The 18,779-nt window shown below is 48.1% G+C and carries 22 protein-coding genes; 15 read left to right on the top strand and 7 right to left on the bottom strand.

What is annotated here, in order from left to right; translation table 11 throughout:
* Positions 1-27 precede the first annotated feature (27 nt).
* The gene (locus AC14M5_RS18570; RefSeq protein WP_484031198.1) at positions 28-3,132 is read left to right on the top strand and encodes a histidine kinase N-terminal 7TM domain-containing protein; all 3,105 of its coding nucleotides are present in this window, start codon (positions 28-30) and stop codon (positions 3,130-3,132) included.
* Here AC14M5_RS18570 and AC14M5_RS18575 read toward each other — a convergent pair whose 3' ends face one another.
* Entirely contained in the window at positions 3,133-3,852 is a 720-nt protein-coding gene (locus AC14M5_RS18575; RefSeq protein WP_484031199.1) for a class I SAM-dependent methyltransferase, read from the bottom strand.
* A 29-nt stretch (positions 3,853-3,881) separates the two neighbouring features.
* Between AC14M5_RS18575 and AC14M5_RS18580 the strand changes: the two genes are divergently transcribed.
* The 6 genes from AC14M5_RS18580 to era all read left to right on the top strand — a co-directional run bounded on the left by AC14M5_RS18580 (position 3,882) and on the right by era (position 8,847).
* Positions 3,882-4,646, top strand: coding sequence for a phosphoadenylyl-sulfate reductase (locus tag AC14M5_RS18580; RefSeq protein ID WP_484031200.1), 765 nt, complete (start codon positions 3,882-3,884; stop codon positions 4,644-4,646).
* A 35-nt stretch (positions 4,647-4,681) separates the two neighbouring features.
* Positions 4,682-4,906: a DUF433 domain-containing protein gene (locus AC14M5_RS18585; RefSeq protein ID WP_484031201.1), complete on the top strand. Its 225-nt coding sequence runs from the start codon at positions 4,682-4,684 to the stop codon at positions 4,904-4,906.
* A complete protein-coding gene (locus AC14M5_RS18590) occupies positions 4,903-5,238 on the top strand; it encodes a DUF5615 family PIN-like protein (protein WP_484031202.1) in 336 nt (111 codons plus the stop codon). The genes AC14M5_RS18585 and AC14M5_RS18590 overlap by 4 nt, the downstream gene beginning before the upstream one ends.
* 39 nt (positions 5,239-5,277) lie before the next feature.
* The gene (locus tag AC14M5_RS18595) at positions 5,278-6,939 is read left to right on the top strand and encodes an elongator complex protein 3 (RefSeq protein WP_484031203.1); all 1,662 of its coding nucleotides are present in this window, start codon (positions 5,278-5,280) and stop codon (positions 6,937-6,939) included.
* A gap of 112 nt (positions 6,940-7,051) precedes the next feature.
* Positions 7,052-7,951 carry a DMT family transporter gene (locus tag AC14M5_RS18600; RefSeq protein ID WP_484031204.1) on the top strand — a complete coding sequence of 300 codons (900 nt, stop codon included), beginning with the start codon at positions 7,052-7,054 and terminating at the stop codon, positions 7,949-7,951.
* Positions 7,948-8,847, top strand: coding sequence for a GTPase Era (gene era, locus AC14M5_RS18605; RefSeq protein WP_484031205.1), 900 nt, complete (start codon positions 7,948-7,950; stop codon positions 8,845-8,847). Before AC14M5_RS18600 ends, era begins: the two co-directional genes overlap by 4 nt.
* A gap of 90 nt (positions 8,848-8,937) precedes the next feature.
* On the opposite strand, the gene AC14M5_RS18610 is transcribed toward era, so the two are convergent.
* Entirely contained in the window at positions 8,938-9,828 is an 891-nt protein-coding gene (locus AC14M5_RS18610) for a YitT family protein (RefSeq protein ID WP_484031206.1), read from the bottom strand.
* Between the two features lie 312 nt (positions 9,829-10,140).
* Between AC14M5_RS18610 and AC14M5_RS18615 the strand changes: the two genes are divergently transcribed.
* Both AC14M5_RS18615 and AC14M5_RS18620 read left to right on the top strand, forming a co-directional pair.
* Positions 10,141-11,145, top strand: coding sequence for a lysylphosphatidylglycerol synthase transmembrane domain-containing protein (locus tag AC14M5_RS18615; protein WP_484031207.1), 1,005 nt, complete (start codon positions 10,141-10,143; stop codon positions 11,143-11,145).
* A 43-nt stretch (positions 11,146-11,188) separates the two neighbouring features.
* Positions 11,189-12,475, top strand: coding sequence for an NAD(P)/FAD-dependent oxidoreductase (locus tag AC14M5_RS18620; protein WP_484031208.1), 1,287 nt, complete (start codon positions 11,189-11,191; stop codon positions 12,473-12,475).
* A 39-nt stretch (positions 12,476-12,514) separates the two neighbouring features.
* Here the strand turns inward: AC14M5_RS18620 and AC14M5_RS18625 are convergent, their stop codons facing one another.
* Both AC14M5_RS18625 and AC14M5_RS18630 read right to left on the bottom strand, forming a co-directional pair.
* Positions 12,515-12,955, bottom strand: a complete 441-nt coding sequence (locus tag AC14M5_RS18625; RefSeq protein ID WP_484031209.1) for a hypothetical protein — start codon at positions 12,953-12,955, stop codon at positions 12,515-12,517.
* On the bottom strand, positions 12,952-13,851 hold the full coding sequence (locus tag AC14M5_RS18630; RefSeq protein ID WP_484031210.1) for an N-acetyltransferase family protein: 900 nt from the start codon (positions 13,849-13,851) through the stop codon (positions 12,952-12,954). The genes AC14M5_RS18625 and AC14M5_RS18630 overlap by 4 nt, the downstream gene beginning before the upstream one ends.
* 133 nt (positions 13,852-13,984) lie before the next feature.
* Between AC14M5_RS18630 and AC14M5_RS18635 the strand changes: the two genes are divergently transcribed.
* Positions 13,985-14,539 (top strand): DinB family protein, encoded by a 555-nt coding sequence (locus AC14M5_RS18635; protein WP_484031211.1) that lies wholly within the window; start codon positions 13,985-13,987, stop codon positions 14,537-14,539.
* A gap of 31 nt (positions 14,540-14,570) precedes the next feature.
* Here the strand turns inward: AC14M5_RS18635 and AC14M5_RS18640 are convergent, their stop codons facing one another.
* The 3 genes from AC14M5_RS18640 to AC14M5_RS18650 form a co-directional block, all read right to left on the bottom strand.
* Complete coding sequence (locus tag AC14M5_RS18640) at positions 14,571-14,936, bottom strand: hypothetical protein (protein ID WP_484031212.1); 366 nt, start codon at positions 14,934-14,936, stop codon at positions 14,571-14,573.
* A 92-nt stretch (positions 14,937-15,028) separates the two neighbouring features.
* A complete protein-coding gene (locus tag AC14M5_RS18645) occupies positions 15,029-15,370 on the bottom strand; it encodes a hypothetical protein (RefSeq protein ID WP_484031213.1) in 342 nt (113 codons plus the stop codon).
* A 124-nt stretch (positions 15,371-15,494) separates the two neighbouring features.
* Complete coding sequence (locus tag AC14M5_RS18650; RefSeq protein ID WP_484031214.1) at positions 15,495-15,833, bottom strand: hypothetical protein; 339 nt, start codon at positions 15,831-15,833, stop codon at positions 15,495-15,497.
* A 223-nt stretch (positions 15,834-16,056) separates the two neighbouring features.
* Between AC14M5_RS18650 and AC14M5_RS18655 the strand changes: the two genes are divergently transcribed.
* The 5 genes from AC14M5_RS18655 (at position 16,057) to AC14M5_RS18675 (ending at position 18,611) form a co-directional block, all read left to right on the top strand.
* On the top strand, positions 16,057-16,488 hold the full coding sequence (locus AC14M5_RS18655; protein WP_484031215.1) for a single-stranded DNA-binding protein: 432 nt from the start codon (positions 16,057-16,059) through the stop codon (positions 16,486-16,488).
* A gap of 68 nt (positions 16,489-16,556) precedes the next feature.
* Positions 16,557-16,892 carry a DUF3467 domain-containing protein gene (locus AC14M5_RS18660; RefSeq protein ID WP_484031216.1) on the top strand — a complete coding sequence of 112 codons (336 nt, stop codon included), beginning with the start codon at positions 16,557-16,559 and terminating at the stop codon, positions 16,890-16,892.
* Between the two features lies 1 nt (position 16,893).
* Positions 16,894-17,583, top strand: coding sequence for a haloacid dehalogenase (locus tag AC14M5_RS18665; RefSeq protein WP_484031217.1), 690 nt, complete (start codon positions 16,894-16,896; stop codon positions 17,581-17,583).
* A gap of 3 nt (positions 17,584-17,586) precedes the next feature.
* The gene (locus tag AC14M5_RS18670; protein WP_484031218.1) at positions 17,587-18,198 is read left to right on the top strand and encodes a hypothetical protein; all 612 of its coding nucleotides are present in this window, start codon (positions 17,587-17,589) and stop codon (positions 18,196-18,198) included.
* The gene (locus AC14M5_RS18675; protein ID WP_484031219.1) at positions 18,195-18,611 is read left to right on the top strand and encodes a nucleoside 2-deoxyribosyltransferase; all 417 of its coding nucleotides are present in this window, start codon (positions 18,195-18,197) and stop codon (positions 18,609-18,611) included. Before AC14M5_RS18670 ends, AC14M5_RS18675 begins: the two co-directional genes overlap by 4 nt.
* Positions 18,612-18,779: the final 168 nt, after the last annotated feature.

Genomic DNA, 18,779 nt, shown 5'->3' on the forward strand with positions numbered 1-18,779 from the left:
GCAACTTGAGTTGCTTCAAAGAATGCAATGCTAAATCGCCTTGACCTGTATGTTCCTTTAATATATTTGCTGGCCGCGATCCCTTATGCGTGGCTGGGGCTATATGCCTGGCGCAAGCGGCCGGCTGTGGCTGTCACTCCGTTTGCGTGGGCCATGCTGGGCCTGTCGATTCTGGCATTCTCATATGGCCTCGAGATATCCTCCCCTGAACTGGGTGCAAAATTATTTTTTGTAGATATTGAATACCTCGGCATTGTATCCATCCCTGTTTTTCTTCTATTCTTCGCAATTGAATTCATGGGCAAAAGCCATCTGCTGACCCTGCGCACAAGGCTATTGATCTGGGCAATACCTATATTAGGGCTGCTTCTAGTGTGGACAAACCCATATCACCACCTGATGTGGGATGCGGAAACCGTCATCGAAACTTTTGGCATCAAACTGCTTGAGCTTAACTATGGGCCGTCCTTTTGGCTGCATGTGGCCTTTTTATATGCACTTTTGATAATCGCAAGCATCCTGCTCATTATGGAGTTGATCCAAAGGCCGGGTATTTACCGCGTTCAGATCAGCCTGGTTGTTTTGGGCATCCTGTTTCCGTTGGGTGGCAATTTTATTTTTCTTTCAGGCATCAACCCAATCGAAAGCCTCGATCTCACACCATTATTCTTCTTACCCACAGCACTCGGGCTTTCATGGGCAATCGTGAAATACCGCCTGCTGGAAGTTCTGCCTCTTGAACACCTCACCGTTTTAAAGAATATGAAAGAAGGGGTGATCGTTCTGGATCAGCACCAGCGTATTCGATATATCAACCTGGCGATGGAAGGATTAATGAACCGTACAGAGAACGATGTGATCGGCCAGCCTCTGGCTTACGGTTCGGAAATATTTGCGGAAAAGCTGGCACCATACATAGGCGGAGAAGAGCATCGGGCTGAGATCATGATCGGGCAGGGCAAGCAGGCCAAAGTTTACGATGTGAGCGTCTCTCCCCTCTCCAGCTTGAACTTCATCCAGGGTCAGGCCAGTTCAGACAGCCTGATCATCCTGCATGATATTACGGAGCGCAAAGAGACCGAGATGGCTTTGAGCCGCCGTGAGTCGATCATGTCTGCTATTGGCTTGGCCGCGGAACAATTCCTGAGGGAAAGCCTTTGGGAACCTAATATACCCGGCGTGTTGGAAAAGATCGGGCAGGCGGCCAATGTGAGCCGCGTATTTGTAGCGATGAATTACACAGGCGATGATGGTCTGATCTATTCCAGTTTGTGCTATGAATGGGATGCGCCTGCTATTGATTCACAAATCAATAACCCGGCGCTTCAGCATGTGCTCCTGCGCGAAATTGGTTTGGGTAGATGGGAAAATATGCTTTCACAGGGACAGCCTGTTTTCGGGGTGGTGAGGGAGTTCCCCGAAAGTGAACAGAAGTATCTTCAATCAAGCGGAAGTATTTCCATTGCGGCCATGCCTATATTTGTAGATACACAATGGTGGGGTTTCATCGTATTCGAAGAATGTCGCAATGAAAGGCGCTGGAGCAGCACAGAGTTGGAAGCTCTCCATATTGCCGCCAATATTTTTGGCTCAGCCGAGACGCGCGCCCGCACTGAACAAAAGTTGATCCGCCGCCAGCGTGCATTGAACCTGTTGCATGAGATCGTTAAAATATCCCTGCAAGCGGGCAATATCAACGATATGGCTCAAAGCGTGGTTGATCGGCTGGGGGAATTGATCAACGCAGATGGATGTTTCCTGACATTATGGGACGATGTAAAAAAACGCGCCATTCCCCTGGCCGCTTTCGGGCCGCAAAAAGATACCTACACTTCGCTAAAGATTCAACCGGGTGAGCGCACATTTACCGAATCTGTATTGCAGCAGGGTCATACGCTGGTGGTTGAAGATACCAGCACCTCGTCCTATGTGGACCCGCGTGTTATACAAAATTTTCCATCCCAATCCGTGCTCGTGCTTCCGCTGATTGCCATAAGAAAGAAACTGGGCGCGGTGATCCTGGCCTTTAATAAAACCCACCACTTTCAAGCGGATGAAATCTCGGTCAGTGAACAGGCATCTGCGTTGATTGCACTTGCGCTCGAAAAATTCCAGGCAATGGAACATGCCCAGAAGCGGGCATCCACTTCTGAAACGTTACGGAAAGCCAGCGTGGCGATTACCGAGACGCTCGAAACAAAAGATGCCATTACGCGCATCCTTGAGCAGCTTAATCAGGTCGTTCCCTACGATAGCGCCTCGGTGCAATTACTGATGGATCATGAGCTGGAGATCATTGGCGGCAGCGGGTTTGCAGACCCCGACTCTGTACTGGGCATACGCTTCAAAATACCGGGGGATAACCCCAACACAATAGTGATTGAATCTGGGAAGTCGTATATCATTCCTGAAGTAGATGAGAATTATCCCGTCTTCAACGAGGCCTCTGGTCACCACATTCATTCATGGCTTGGTGTACCGCTCATCTTTCAGGATCGCACCATTGGGCTGTTAGCCATCGACAGTGCCATGCCAAATCATTTCACTGAAGAAGATATAAAGATCGCTTCTGAATTCGCCAGCCAAGTTGCGATTGCATTGGAAAATGCGCGCATCTTCGAGGAGACTCAGAACCGGGCGGTCACCGATCCACTGACAGGTCTATATAATCGGCGCGGTGTGTTCGAATTGGGGAAGACTGAGTTTGCAAGGTCAATTCGTTTGGATCACGCGTTTACGGCGGTGATGCTCGATCTCGATCATTTCAAATCCATAAACGATACCTATGGTCATGCAGTCGGCGATTTGGTTCTGCGCGAAGTTGCGAACCGCTGCAAAAACTGTATTCGTGAAATAGATTATGTAGGCCGCTATGGAGGCGAGGAGATCATCATCCTTCTGCCCGAAACCCCCATCAACGCAAGCTTGATCGTGGCTGAACGCCTGCGCACGGCGATTGCAAATAAACCCATTCAAACCAACGAAGGCTTGGAATTAAATGTAACTGCAAGCCTGGGTGTGGCTTGCAGGGATGAAAATACAACCAGCCTTGAAATGCTGATCGCGCGCGCCGACCAGGCCATGTATATAGCAAAGCACAGGGGTCGTAATCGCGTTGCAGTTAGTCGTTGATCAAATGGATTTCCAAATCTGATACAGACCCAGCCTGCTATTTTCCCCATCGGATAAAAAGCTTTCGCTCACACTCATCCCAACCTGCTCGGCCAACCCAAGCAGTTCCTCCACTGAAAATTGATGCGCGTACCGCAACCCCTCGCCGCCACTGCGCCAATCGAGTAAATAGTCCCCTTCATCGACATCTTCATCTGAAAGGCCAACCCGACTCCACGGCTGGATTCGCGCTTTCAACCTATCGCTGTTCAAAAACTGCCAATTGGACAGAATGAATTTCCCACTTGATTCTAGTAATTTTTTCACGGTCTGCAAAATATCCAAACGAATTTTGTTGGATGGAATATGATGCAGTGCTGCAAACATTGTGACGATGGACGACTGACCATGAATCGCTAAAAGCTGATCGCTGAATGCTGATAGCTGCGTCAAATCCATTTCCCGAAGCTCAACCCCCGGTATGGATTCAGCTTCTCGAAGCAGAGGCAGACTAAAGTCCAGGCCGAGAAGCGGGCCCTTGTGACCGCGTTGAATCAACTCATGCAGGAAATGCCCATTGCCGCATCCTAAATCCAAAACAGAATCATCGGCCTTAATACTGCCCAGAATCTTTTTCACACCGGGTTGCAATCTTTGACGTGTAGCGGAAAAGGAATCGCCGAAGTGTTTGTAAAATTCCCGGTTGATTGTAAGCAAACGCTCGGCTGTGGCGGAGTTCATGACGGCATTATAAACGGTATAATCTCGGCATGTTATCGGTGCAAGAGATCGAGAGACTTTCAGAAGAATTCGAGACGAAACCCCCGCAAGAGATCATCCAATGGGCAGCGGATACGTTCTGGCCTGAGATCGCCATGAGTTCGTCTTTTCAAACGCAATCCATGCCCCTCTTGCACATGGTGGCGAACCTCAAACGCAGCGTCCCTGTTTTCTTCCTGGATACGGGCTATCATTTTTGGGAGACATTGATCTTCCGCGAGTATATCACTGCGGAATGGATGATCAATGTGATTGACTTGTACCGCGATCATCGCTGGGACGTATTCGCCCGTCAGAACACTCGCAACCTGCCGCAGGAAGACCCAAACTTATGCTGTTACTTGCACAAGGTCCAGCCGATGCAAAAAGCGTTGAAGGATATCAAAGCATGGATCAGTGGAATCCGCCGCGACCAGACTTCTGTGCGGGCGCATGCCAGGATTTTGGAAATACAGGATGATGGATTATTGAAGGTCAACCCGCTCTTGAATTGGACGAAGGCTGACATTAAGAAATATGCGGAAGAAAATCACCTGCCATCGCATCCTCTTTACGAGAAAGGCTATCGTAGTGTGGGCTGTGCTCCCTGCACCATTGCAATTGGAGTCAACGACGATGAACGTGCCGGCCGTTGGTCTGGCAAAGGCAAAGTGGAATGCGGCCTGCATACAGATATGTTCCGCAAGAAGGATATTGCGGAAGTAAAAAATGAATTTCGGATTGAGATAAAAGAAGATGAACAGGCTGGCGTATAATGCCTTAGTTATTCATCTATGCTGGAGAGTGAAACATGCAATTCAAAGACATAATTACCATTGAACCTGGAAAACGCGGTGGAAAGCCGTGCATTCGCGGAATGAGAATTACCGTTTACGACATCCTGGAATATCTTGCATCTGGGATGACGGAAGAAGAGATCGTTCGAGACTTCCCGTATCTGACACGGGAAGACATTCTCGCCAGTTTGAGCTTTGCCGCAGCCCGTGAGCGTATGATGGCTGTCGTTCAACCATGAAATTACTGCTATTCGACCACAATATATCACCCCGTCTTGTGGATCAGCTTGCTGATATTTATCCGGGTTCTGTACATGTTTCCGCGTTGGGAATGGGTAGCGTCATGGACATCGAAATCTGGCAGTACGCTCATGACCATGATTATATGATTGTTACCAAAGACGCGGATTTTAGCGAATTGGGAGTAGTAAAAGGTTTTCCACCAAAAATTATTTGGATTCGGCGGGGAAATTGTTCCACCAAGGATATTGAAACTATTCTTCGTGAAAATTATGAATCCATCCAGATGCTTGGTGACGATGATAAAACTGGCATATTGATTTTGTTCTAAGTCAGCTTGACATATCCTTATTAGAATTATTGCTCACTTATGGAAATTACCGAAAAACGGAAACGCTGGAGACATATCAACACCCTCACGCCGCAAAAGCTTGCGCTGGCTCATCACGTATTGGATGAGATCCGCGAAGGCAGTGATGTGATGCGTGCATTGCGCAGCCATCCTTTGGATGATGGTTACCTCACCAAAGCTGCACTGGTTGCCGCTTACAACCAAATGGTGGAGACCGGCACCATCGAGCCTGACAGGGTTCTGCTTGAACGCATCCGTATGAAACCCATGCGGACTCTCTCCGGTGTTACCACAGTGACTGTGTTAACCAAGCCATATCCCTGCCCCGGAAAGTGTATTTTCTGCCCCACAGACGTTCGGATGCCAAAGAGCTATTTGCCCGATGAACCCGGTGCGATGCGCGCGCTTGAGCATGAGTTTGACCCTTATGAGCAGGTACACGCCCGCATCCGCGCATTAAAAAATTTGGGTCACCCAACCGATAAGATCGAACTGCTCATCCTCGGCGGGACGTGGTCGTCGTATCGCCGTGACTATCAGGAGTGGTTTGTCAAACGCTGTTTCGACGCGATGAATGAGATCAAAAATGAAAATCCATCTACAGATTTAGCAGATTATGCAGAAAACAAAAAAGAAAATCTGTCAAATCTGCATGATCTGCGGATAGCTCAAGCTCTTAACGAAACCGCCCCCCACCGCAACGTTGGCCTGGTGATCGAAACCCGCCCGGACGAGATCAATCCCGATGAGATCAAATGGCTCCGTCACCTCGGTGTGACAAAAGTGCAGATGGGCGCACAAAGCTTTGATGACCATATCCTGGAGATCAATAAACGCGGTCACGATGTGGAATGTACTCGCAAAGCCACCGCGTTGCTCCGCGCAGCCGGCTTCAAGATCGTCCTGCATTGGATGCCGAATCTATTGGGTGCGACTCCTGAATCGGACCGTAGGGACTTCGCAAAATTCTGGCAGGATTTCTGCCCCGATGAAATAAAAATTTATCCAAATCAATTGCTGGCAAATGCAGAACTTTACGAATATTGGCAGCGCGGTGAATTCCATCCCTACACCACCGAAGACCTTGTGGAGTTGATTGCAGAAATCAAGCCTACCATTCCGCGCTATTGCCGGGTCAATCGCGTCATTCGGGATATCCCTGGAAACAATGTTGTAGAAGGAAACACCCGCACCAGTCTGCGGCAGGATATTCAGGAAATAATGAAAAAGCGCGGCACACGCTGTCAGTGCATCCGCTGCCGTGAAGTGCGCGGCAAAAGCGTAGACTCAACTGATCTAAGCCTGGATGACGAGACCTACAATGTAGGCCCAGCCGAGGAACATTTCATTTCTTTCATCACACCCGATGATGGGTTGGCGGGTTTTATCCGCCTCTCTCTGCCGAAGGCTGATTCACCGCAAACAGGAATTTCTGACCTGGACGGCGCGGCGTTAATCCGCGAAGTGCATGTGTACGGACAGTCCCTTGAAGTCGGTTCTGAAAAAACGGGAGCTGCCCAGCACGCCGGGCTTGGCACACGTCTGCTCGAAGAAGCAGAAAGAGTTTCTCGAGAAAATGGGTATAAGAAACTGGCGGTCATTGCAGCCATCGGAACGCGCAACTATTATTTGGATCGCGGCTTCGAACGGGGTGAATACTATCTGGTAAAAAAGATCTAACCACAAATAAACACAGATGAAAGTGATCAGAAAAACTGCTGATTAAATCTGTGTATATCTGCGTTCACATCGTCCCCTTTGGGGATCTGCGGTGAATAAATAAGGAGAATAGTTGAAAACAAAACACTGGATCGTCTTTATCACCCTCGGCCTCATCTGGAGCTCATCCTTTATGTGGATCGAGATCGGACTTCGAGAAATCGGTCCTTTCACACTCGTTGCCTTTCGCGCTTTCTTTGGTCTTTTGTTTGGGATTGTTGTTATCGCCATCCAGCGCGTACCCTTGCCTCGCACCGTAAAAGAATGGACTCCTCTTATTGTTTTGGGATTCACCAACATCGCCATTCCCTTCCTGCTCATTTCATGGGGTCAAAAATCAATTGACTCAGGGGTTGCCTCCATCCTTGATGCAACCGTTCCACTCTTTACTATTTTGGCTGCGCACTTCATGTTGGACGATGACAAAATGACAACCCCGAAAGTGCTGGGTCTGTTGGTTGGTTTTGCTGGTGTGGTGATCCTCATGAGCAAAGATATCGGCGCATCCTTCGGTTCGATCCTGGGGCAGTTAGCCGTCATCCTCGCTTGCGTCTTTTATGCAGGCAGTTCCATCTACGTCCGCAAGTTTACCGAAGATACGCCTGGCATCTTAAGAAGCATGGGACCTCTAATCTCTGCCACGGTGGTGATGGGATTGGCTGCATTCCTCTTTGAAGCTCCGCTTAAAATTCCATCCCTGCCAATCACATGGATCGCCCTGCTTTGGCTCGGTATCTTCGGTTCGGGTCTTGCCTTCCTGATAGCGTTTTATTTGATGCACGAAATCGGCCCAACCCGCACCACCATGGTCACTTATTTATTTCCATTGGGCGGTGTTACGCTTGGCACCATCTTCCTTAATGAAACACTCACCTGGCAAATTATTGTGGGTGCGGTATTTATCATCGGCAGCTTGGCGATTGCAAATTGGAATCCCCGCACGTCAGTTGCCAACCCAGTGGAACAAGCATGACCCATCGTTCTGGTTTCGTCGCAATCATAGGCCGTCCCAATGTTGGCAAGTCCACACTGATTAACGCGCTGCTGGGTCAAAAGATCACAGCCGTTTCGCCGCGCCCGCAAACTACACGCCGACGTCAACTTGGCATTCTCACATTGCCGCAGGCACAGATCGTTTTTGTTGATACGCCCGGTATCCATCAAGCCCGCCATAAACTTGGTGAGTTCCTAAATTATGAAGCCGAAGAAGCCCTGGCGGGTGTGGATGTGATCCTCTGGCTTGTGGATTCATCCTCCTCACCAACAGATGACGACATCCGAATCGCTGATCTGCTCAAAAGTGTTTCGCCTCATACTCCCCGATTGCTGGTCCTGAACAAAATAGACATTCTCAAAGCTGACGAGGAATCCGCTCGCAGCGAGGAATATGTCAAATTGTTGGAGCAGGCAACTGTTATGAAAATATCCGCAACGAAACGGATTGGGCTGGGCGAATTGTTGGAGACTCTGATCCAGCTCCTCCCTCAGAGACCTCCCGATTATCCCGAAGAACAAGTGACAGATGCCTATGAACGCGACATCGCCGCAGACTTATTGCGCGAAGCCTGTTTGATCCAACTGCGTGACGAAGTGCCGCACAGCCTCGCAGTTCGCATCGATGAATTCAAGGAGCGCGAGAACGGCATGGCTTACATCGCAGCGACAATCTTTGTGGAACGTGAATCACAAAAGGGAATCGTGATCGGCGAGGGCGGCAAAATGCTCAAGTCGATTGGGAGCGCGGCTCGCAAAGAGATCGAAGAGATGGGCGGGCGAAAAGTTTTTCTCGAGTTGCGCGTGAAGGTTTCAAAAGACTGGCGCGATAATCAAAATATGTTGAATCAGTTTGGGTATATAAAAAGAAAGTGAAAAGTAATAGGTGAAAAGTAAAAGAGAGCCCTTCGAGTTTTCAAGAAACTCGGAGGGCTTAATACTTCTCACTTTTTACTTCTTGCTCCTTTACCTTCCCTTCAACGGCATGAATCCCTCCCCCAGGGCTTCGTGCGCGACCCCGATCACCATAAAGGCCTCGGGATCCATTTCATGAACAATGGTTTTCAAGGTGGCAACCTCGGCACGTGAAACTACACAATATAAAACGAGACGGGATGTACCTGTGTATGCGCCCGTCCCCTGCAAATAAGTAACTCCGCGTTCCATATCCACCAATATACGCTCAGAAATGTCATCCGCTCTTGAGGTGATGATCATGGCTGCGCGGACCGTTGTGCCGCCTTCGAGGATGGTCTCTGCCACGATGCCGCTCACATAAAGTGTGATCATCGCATACAGAGCCTGTTTCCAGCCAAAGATAAATCCCGCCGATAGGATGACTGCTGTATCCACGATCAAATAACTTTGTGTCATGGGAATGCCGCGCCAGTTGTTGAGGATGCGCGCCAGAATATCCGAGCCGCCGCTTGTTCCGCGTGCGCGATACACCAGCCCATAACCAAATCCGCTGATGATCGCGCCATACAACGAGTTAAGAAAAATATCGCCTTTCAGATCATTGATAAGCGCAGTCGCTGCACCATCGGGAGCGAAGAATGGCGTTTTCAAAATCAGGTCGGTGAACAAAGAATAAGTGACGATTGCAAATGCAGTCCGCATGGCAAAGCGACGTCCGCCGAGGAAACGCCAGCCCAGTAAAAACAAAGGTATGTTACCAATCAATACCATCAAACCAATGGGCCAGCCAGTGAAATGATTGATCAACTGCGAGATGCCGCTCACACCTCCCGAAGCCAAATTTGCAGGCACAAAGAAGATGCGCAAACTGATGGCTTGAATCACAGAAGCAATCGCGATCAGAATATAGTCACGGCTGTTTATCCAGTATCTTTTCATGGAAAATCCTTATATGTAATCAATTGAAATTGCTCCAGCACCATCTAAAAAATAACGTGTCATGCTGAGGGTGTTTTCCCCGACATCGTGCCCGAACGGGTAAGCATCTCTTGCTCGGCAAATGAGATCCTCACCTGCACCGAACGCAGGTACGGTGTCGGTCGCGAAAAGCGCTCCCTCAGGATGACACAAAAGTGAAGCACTTACCTCAATTGTTTGATTTAATTATGCCAAGTCATTATAGCCGAAGGATATCAACACTCTTTTTTGTCTTTCCATCCTTCATCCTTTCCTTTGGTACAATCAGCGCCTATGAAAAAATGGCAATTTTGGCTTGGGGTGCTCATCAGCATCATATTTATCTGGCTTGCCCTGCGCGGCCTTCATTTGGAAGATTTCTGGACAGCAGTACAAAAAGCAAATTACATATGGCTTCTGCCGGGCATCGGTGTATATTTCATCGGCGTATGGATTCGAGCCTGGCGCTGGCATTATCTGCTTGGCCCCATCAAGAAGATTCCCACAAAAACCATGTTTCCCATCACCACCATTGGCTACATGGGTAATAATATCTATCCCGCTCGCGCGGGTGAAGTATTACGTGCTGTGATCCTGAAACGCAAAGAAGGTGTATCTGTCTCCGCTTCGCTTGCAACTATCATCGTGGAACGCATCTTTGACGGCGTCGTCATGCTCGCATTTATATTCGTCAATTTATCCGAGCTGGCAAAGTTGACTGGCGCATCTGGTTTCGTGGGTAATATTCAACAAGTGGCTATCATCGGCACGGGGATATTCCTCGGCGCGCTCGGCGTCTTTCTGCTGGCAGCCATGTTCCCGCACACCACCGCAAAATTTGGTTTATGGATGGTCGAACGATTGACCCCGAAACGCCTGCATACGAAAATCATTAGCACCATGAATAAATTTCTGGATGGAATCGCTTCGCTCCGTTCCCCTCTTAACGTGTTGATGGTCTTCTTTACTTCGGTCATCATCTGGCTGTTGGAGACGGGCAAGTATTGGTTCGTCATGCACGCCTTCGATTTCAATGTCTCATTCTTTGCGCTGATGTTGATGAACGGCATCGTCAACCTGGCCACCACCATTCCATCCGCGCCGGGCTATATCGGCACATTTGATGCACCAGGTATCGCGGTTCTCACAGCTTACGGGGTGGATCAGGCCACCGCGGCGGGATACACACTCACTTTGCATGTTGCTCTCTGGCTTCCCATCACAATTTTAGGCGCGTATTATCTGGCGCATGAGGGAGTCAAGTGGAGCGATGCGTTGAGAACAGAAACAGAAATTTAACACGTTTAAACGTTGGAACGTTTAAACGTCAAAACGAGGAAAAATGAAAATAGCAATTATTGGGGCAGGATTCGGCGGGATGGCAGCCGCATATGACTTAAGAAACGCAGGCCATGATGTGACCATTTTTGAGTCAGCAAATTATGTGGGCGGGCTGGCCAGCGGATTCAAGGAGCCTCATTGGGATTGGTCGGTGGAGAAGTTCTATCACCACTGGTTTCAATCGGATAGTTCCATGCTAGGCTTGATCCGCGAGTTGGGACTGGAAGATAAGGTGCGTTTTCCCCGTCCCTACACGGTGATGTTATACAAACACAAATGGTATCCTTTCGATTCGATTCTCAAAGCGCTTCTTTTTCCTGGACTTGGGTTTGGGCTGAACAAGATCCGCTTTGGATTTGTCGGGCTGTTTTTGCGCCTCACCAATAACTGGCGCGCGCTGGAAAAAGTGGCAGCCGATGCGTGGATGATGAAATACGCAGGCAAACAAGTCTACGAGCAGATGTGGAAGCCGCTGTTGATCGGCAAGTTTGGCCCATACTACAAAGATGTCAACATGGCCTGGATGTGGGCCCGCATCAAAGCGCGAACGACTTGCCTGGGCACCTTCGAAGGCGGCTTTCAAAAATTCGCGGATGTGTTTGCAGAAAAACTTCGGGAGTTGGGAGTCGAGATTCGGCTTGGAGCTAGTATCAAGTCTATTAAGCAGGATCAAACGTCAGGAAGCTTGAGCGTGGACGGTGAATCCTTTGATAAGGTATTAGTCACCACGTCACCCAATCTGATGGCGAAGTTATGTCCCGATCTTCCTGAAAATTATTTAAAAGGTTTGCTGGAGTTGAAATCGATGGGCGCAGTAGTGATGACGCTTTCGCTCAAACATGCATTGTCGAAGGATGGCTATTACTGGTTCAATGTGCCAAAGGATGAAGGCTATCCGTTTTTGGCGCTGGTGGAGCATACCAATTTTGTGCCAGCCGAAAATTTTGGCGGCGACCATATTGTGTATGCGGGCGATTATTTGGAAGTGGGCCATGAGTATTTTTCGATGAGCGATGAACAATTGCTTGAAAGATTTATCCCCGCCCTCCAAAAATTCAACCCCGAATTCAAGCGTGATTGGGTTAAGAAGACCTGGGTGCATAAAACCAATTACGCCCAGCCTGTACCTTTGGTGAATCACTCAAAAAATATTCCTGCAATCCAAACACCGATTGAAGGTTTATATTTTGCATCAATGAGTCAGGTCTATCCGTGGGATCGCGGTACGAATTTCGCAGTTGAGATTGGAAGACGGGCGGCGAGGATTATGCTTGGAAATAATAGATAACTAAAAATAAGGTTGCATAAATCGAAAATTTGCCAATAGTCAAGGAATATCAACCGAGACATCTACCAGTTCAATTAGACCAATTTGTGGCGATTGAATATCAAATCTTATCTGGTAGGTAAATTTTTCACCATCCATCGGTATTTCTCCCATCCAATCAGTGACCGATTGAACTATTACACGGTCATCCCAAAAAAATTCGTATGCAGCATATGGGTAAACCCCGCCAGGAACGTCTTGATATGGGGTCTTCGTCCCTGCTGGAATATCTCCAAAGCGGATTTTCCTTGCACTCGAATCAAAGGTAGGTCCAGGGAATAAAACAACCAACCCCACAATATCTTGTTTACCTGTATTGGCAATCCGTAATTGATGTAAGAGTGGCACATTAGTTGGAGTGCTATCCGCTAAGCCACAAGCACCGACCAACACGGATGTAAAGATCAACATCCTGAGAAAAAGCCTCTTTTGGATGCTCACAAAAAGAACTCCGGTGCAAAATTCAAATAATTCTCAAACTTCCCGAATGGCACGTTGCTCATGAAAATGGCTGAAAACGAATCGATCTGATATTTATGCTCGATGAAATAGTCAATCGCCTTCCTGTTGATGAGAGGCGCGGAGGCGCCAAACTCCTCGCCTTTTTCAGCCATCAAACTTTCAGCGTGGGCCAGCACGGCGGGAAAATCGTTATCATCCAGCACCCCAAACGGTCCATGGCTTGAACCAACATAGCCATAACCAACGATCTCATTCCCGCGTTGGTAAACAAATCCCTCGCGCACACTGGCAAGCCACTGATGAACAACGCTGCGTGTATGACCGATCAATTCTCTGTCAATAAGATTTATTTTTTCGAGATGGGCATCCAGATTCAGAGGCTCGATCTTTAGGTCAGTTTGTACTTTTACCTTTTCAGCCTTGCGAGAAAAATACTTGAGCATAAAACGTCCGCGCACGCCCAGCTTCATGTAACGATATAGGGCACGCTCATCCATTGTCGCGATGATGGTGCGATAACGCGCGCCAGAGTCTGGGAAAGCGCGGGATAACAATCCGCTTCCAACTCCAGCGGACTGTTGGTCCGGGGATACGAAGAACTCGGTCAACTCCTGGAGCCCGTCATGTTCAATGGTGCGTGCATAACCTAAAATCTCACTATCTTTTTCCGCCACCCAAAACTGAGATGCAGTTTGTGCCAGAAAATCAAACATAGGCTTGCGTGACTCCCAAAGTGATTCCAACTTTTCAGGGTCATTTCCGCCTGTAATTGCCATCACGTTCATGCGTTCGCTGTAATCCATGATGGACTTGAGAAATACTTTGAACACTGAAAACGAGTTTTCGATTGTCCCAACACGGTAGTTGATGGTCATTCCAAAATTCCTTACTGAATAAGAGATAAGTCATTATAGCATTTGAGATTTCATGGGAATATAAATTGAGCCAGGCTGTCCTGGCAGGAAGTTCCCGTGCTTTGGATGGTTCAAATAGGATAAAATCTCCATCATGATCCCATCAGACGCTCTGAACCCCCTGATCCTGTCCGCTTTCACGAAAGAGATCACCTGGCTGGAGGCTTCCTCCCGCCACTCCCTGGATGAATTCATCGAAACCTTTTTTCATACCCGCGAACGCACACTGGATAATCTGGCATCGCTCACAGATGTACAGGCGGCGTTTGCCTCTCCCGCGCATTCGTTGTGGTCCATCAGCGAATCTGTGACTCACCTGGTCTACACACAAGGGTTTTATCACAACAAATTGCTGGAGATATCAACCAGCCAACTACCCCATCTGGTAGAGGCCGCACGCGGATTTGGCGAAGGTGCAAAACAGAATGTGCCCATTAATGATTTGCGCGTCAGCATAAATGCAGCCACCGAGCGGATCAACACTGTGATCGAACAAACACGCAACTCTCACGACCCTGCAAAGACCGAAAAAAGTTCTGCATTTGGCGTCTGTACTTACAAAACCTGGATACTGCTCCTACTCGCCCACGAGGTGGATCATCTACGCCAGATGGCAGCCATGAGAAGGTTGGCACGCACAAATTTATAGAACTAAAAACGAAGGTTTACCACCTTCGTTTTTAGTTTCTCAATACCCATGACCTTGCTTCTTCAAAGTCATCAAACTGGCGGAAGTTATAGCCTTTGTTTCTAAATACTGTTTCCATAAAATGAGTATGCTGCGTTAGCTCCCTGAAAACCATGGCAATTTTCCATTTATATGAAATGCCGATCTTTGCGTTGATTTCAGAGCGTTCATAATATTCAAAAAGATTTAATGCAAACGTCGTTTCACGGTGATCGACAATCTGCCTGTCACAAGTATGGCAGGAGGCGGATACAACGATCTCTTTCACCATTGAATTGGCAGAGTCTGTAGTTAATATCCCCTTTGTTTTTATGTAGAGGATATGTTCACTTGCAATATACTCGATTTGCCATTCCATTCAATAACGCCGCCTTTAGAATGATGCCAGATAAAAAGGCGCTAACGCAACATGATGAGAATCCTCACCATGTTGCGTTGAATACTCAAATCCTATTTCGGCTTGTCGGCCCACAGACAAGCCAGCAAAACCACCTCAGATGCCTTGGCGTAGTATCCAATCGCGCTGGATGTGCCCGCCACAAATTGTTTATCTCCCATGATCACCCATAGAATGATCGTCAACACGGTATAGCTGACCAGCCCCCACCAGACCAGGTTATGCCGTTGTTGAAAGAATGGGATTGGCAAAAAGTAAGCACCCAGCAGACCGAGATAGCCTAAACCGTTCAAGACTATGGGGTCGAGTCCCATTTTTGAAAACAAGAAAAGGTGCAATAAGGCTGTTGCCAGCCCGGCAAGAATGATCCCGTAACGAACACCTGAAAGTCTCATGGTTTTTCTCCTTCTTTATCGCTTGTCTCATAAATAAGCAAACTTTTTGATGGAAATTGCGAGTAAATATCACAACTCTGGTTTAGTAAATTATGCGACACTGTGTAAATAAACAAACACTCCTTTATTTCGGCTTATCTGCCCAAAGGAATGCAAGTAAAAAGATTTCAGCGGTTTTGGCGTAGTACCCCGTCGCACTCGAAGTACCCGCCACAAAATGCATGTCCCCAATGAATACCCATAATAGGATCGTTGCAACAGTATAAATTACAAGCCCCCACCAGAGTATCAGATGAATTTCCTTATCTTCAAAGAGAGGGATGGGTAAAAAGTAAGTTGCCAGCAAGGCGAGATAGCCGATGCCATTTACGGTAAAGCCGAAATCTGGATAAAGAGAAAGATGCAAGTACGCAGTGATCAGATTACAGAGAATGATGCCATAATGCCTGATGCGAAGGTCCATACTTTCTCCTTGGTGAGCGGATCAATACTCAAACAGTCTATTTCCTCTTTAGGAATAATTCAAAAGACAACATTAACCCCGATCTTTCTTACTTACTGCACAAGTATAGCTCATGCTGCGTTTCACTCGTTAACAAATAAAGCAAGTACGAGTACAATACGAACTGTCTTATTTCCCCGCCGCGGTTCGGCGGGTACCTCAACTCACAAGGAGCTTCTCCCCCATGTATCACACTATTATCATCGTTGGTAACGTCGGCAAAGACCCTGAAATGCGTTACACACCATCCGGTCAAGCCGTTACTTCATTCTCTGTTGCCACCAATCGCCAATACACATCCGGTAATGGCGAACAGATAAAAGAGACAATTTGGTTCCGCGTATCCACCTGGGGTAAGACCGCTGAAGTATGCAATCAGTATGTCAAAAAAGGTTCAAAAGTATTGGTTGAAGGACGTCTTACACCGGATAAAGCCACAGGTGGGCCGCGCATCTGGACCAAACAAGATGGAACCGCCGGCGCATCTTTTGAAGTAACCGCATCCACAGTCCGCTTCCTTTCCTCTCGTGGAGAAGGCGGTGAAGGCGGCCCAGTTTCCGGTGGCGGCGGGATGGAAATGGCAGAGCTTCCCCCGGAAGATGATATTCCATTTTAGACTCAATACATTCAATCGGGGGCTTTGCCCCCGATTGAAAATTACCGCACAGTATATTGGATCATCCAATGACAACTCCTCAAACACCTCCAAAACCCACTGGCCCCACCCTTGAACTTCCTGCCAATCTTGAACTCGTTTATGCCAACCTTGCGCGCATCGCTCACTCCCCTTCCGACATCGTAATTGACTTTGCACATCTGCTGCCCGGTGAACCACACGCAAAGATTCGGTCCCGCGTGGTAATGACACCTTTGAGCGCCAAGCTATTGGTAAGGGCACTTACTGAAAATATCGCGCGATACGAAGCAGCCTTCGGCGAGATCAACATTCCCATAAATTCCACCCTCGCAGATAATCTCTTTCGCCCATTTCAACAACCGCCCGAACCGCCCAAAGAGTAACATGGAAAAACTTGAACGCATTGCAGAACAGATCAGAAAAAAATTTGACGCACGCACGTCAGCCCGCGACCATGCACTCGCACAGGCCCGCCAGCTCACACGCGCCTGCTCCCTCGCCATTCGCGCCGTCCATCGTGATGAAGCAGACACAATGGAAACTCAATTGCAAGAAGCGCGTCAACTTGCGGATACATTGCGCGATTCCCTCGCCGCCTACCCCGATCTTTTTTATGCAGGATATACACAGGATGCGCTCAAGGAGTTCGTGGAAGCGAACGTCACATGTGCTTTGATTCGGAACGAACCGCTTCAGACTCCCGAAGAGCTGGTCGTTGAACCATCAACCTATCTCAACGGGTTGGCTGAAGTCGTCGGCGAATTGCGCCGCCGCACACTGGATATTCTCCGTCATGGATATTCAACCGAAGTGGAACGCCTGCTCGGATACATGGACGAAATCTATTCTGTCATGGTCACTATGGATTACCCCGACGCGATCACCAACGGACTACGCCGCCAAACAGACCTTGCACGCGGCATCATCGAAAAGACTCGCGGCGACATCACCTTTAGCCTGCGGGGTGAGCACCTCGAACAAGCTATCGGGAAGTTGATCGTTCAATTAAACGGCAACCAGGCCGAGGCGCCGAAAAGAAGCGAGAGCGGTTTTAAGTCAAAGAAGGATAAATAAGGTATGGCAAAAGGCGGGCGTCGTTATCCATTGGTTGTATACACCCACATGATCGATCGTTGGTGGCCCGCGATCTTTGTACTTGGGCTTGCATTACTGGGTGTGGCGTGGGCCTTATACAACCGCGGAGTTGAGCAATGGCGCTGGCTGGCTATGGTAGGCGTTGGCGGGCTTAATATATTCATCGGGTTTTTATTATTGATCATTCGCAAGAGCGCATACGTTCAACCTTATAGTGATCACCTGAGGCTTGCCACACCTTTTTTACGACTCAACATTTCATACAAGAGGATTCGTCGCGCAACTTCAGCAAATATGGGTGCATTGTTTCCGCCAAACAGCGTTTCAAAGTGGCGGGCGGAGATCATTCAGCCCATTGCAAAGATGACCGTTATTGTGCTTGAATTGAATGCTTTTCCCATGTCGCAATCATCGTTACGCTTTTTTCTTTCGCCGCTTTTCTTTAAAGATAAGACGCCACATTTTGTGATTCTGGTTAATGACTGGATGCGCTTCAGCTCGGAGTTGGAAAGTATGCGCACAGGTTTAACAACGGCCACCGTTCAGAAAAAACGGGAAAATTCGATCCTCTCACGCCTGCCCAGAAACAAATGAATATCTACTTCGCTTGCTCTATTACAGGTGGGCGCGAATTCGAGGCAGCTTATCAGCAGATTGTCGCCGCGCTATCGATGGATGGACATGAGATTCCCACCTCGCACCTGGTGCAATCAGAGGCAGTGGAAAGTGAAAGCGCTCTTACACCTCAAGCCGTATATGAACGTGATGTGAATTGGATAAAAAATTGTGACGTGTTGATCGCAGAAGTGAGCATGCCTTCACATGGGGTAGGTTATGAAATTGGCTTCGCCTTGAATATCGACAAACCGGTCTTATGCTTATATCAAGAAGGGCGAAGGGTTTCAAAAATGATCACTGGAAATTCCGACCCTGCGATCACTATAAAAGGTTATTCAAATGTGGCAGATGCGATTTCACAGGCGCGAGCATTCATGCTTAAACTATAAATATTTGTGAATATTATCACATTCAAATTGTGACATTTAACAATGGCTGGCAAAAGTGGAATCGATTAATATAAATATGGAGACGGAACAAAGACACCTCCAACAATCTCCTCCTGTCTCCTCCTTTGGCGAAGTAGCGCGGTGGTGGAATAGATATTCCACCACCGC

This window comes from Candidatus Villigracilis sp., from assembly GCF_057083605.1.